We start from the raw sequence: 681 nt of genomic DNA on the forward strand, positions 1-681 counted from the left end.
ATGATGCCGTTTGTCTTGCTTAGAACATCCTTCCCCATGTGCGGGTTGAGCAAGCAGATACGGCGAGCGATATCGGCGAAGAGTGCGACCATTCCGCGTTGTCCGTCGCTCAGGTCGTTGAACGGGATTTTTCGATCATCCATATCGACTACCAACGCACGTAGCTCCATGTCGTACTCTATTCCCTTGGCGTCGGGTAGTGCGCATTGGATGGCTGAGTTTATCTAGGTCAGTTCGTCGTTGAAAACGCTGGAAGAACCTGCTCGGGATAGTCTTTGAAAGCGCTCCAGTGTTTTGCCGATGAACCAGGTCTCGAAGTTTTTCAAATTGGAGGCGGCATCGAACCAAGATGTGTATGCATCCAGTCTTGATGGTTTGCTCTGTGCAGCAAGCTCAGCGGTTACACTCATCGTCAGCCAGCGTCGATTGGCTTGATAGACGGCGAATACAGGCAAATCCCCGTGGGTACTTACATCGATGCTAATCAGATTTTACGAAAATACGAGACTGTTCAGCGCGCTGAAATTTGTCTGAAGACTGCTGCGTTCCAGCGATACGTGCCATTCCTGACGCTCAAACGCGCCACCTTGGGCAGTCAATACAAGAGGATAGCTGCGTTCGAAACGAATCCTGTCTTCGAACTTTACTAACGCGAACCGAACATCGGACTCAGCTATCGAT

Annotated in this window: 1 protein-coding gene and 1 pseudogene; both read right to left on the reverse strand. The window is 50.5% G+C overall.

Features of this window, described 5'->3' with window-relative positions; all coding sequences use genetic code 11:
- Window positions 1-224 precede the first annotated feature (224 nt).
- On the reverse strand, window positions 225-455 hold the full coding sequence (locus tag ALO43_RS31350) for a hypothetical protein (protein WP_235812526.1): 231 nt from the start codon (window positions 453-455) through the stop codon (window positions 225-227).
- A gap of 36 nt (window positions 456-491) precedes the next feature.
- Window positions 492-681: pseudogene (locus ALO43_RS31115) on the reverse strand (AAA family ATPase); the annotation flags it as partial.

It is taken from the genome of Pseudomonas tremae (genome assembly GCF_001401155.1).
GTDB lineage: Bacteria > Pseudomonadota > Gammaproteobacteria > Pseudomonadales > Pseudomonadaceae > Aquipseudomonas > Aquipseudomonas tremae.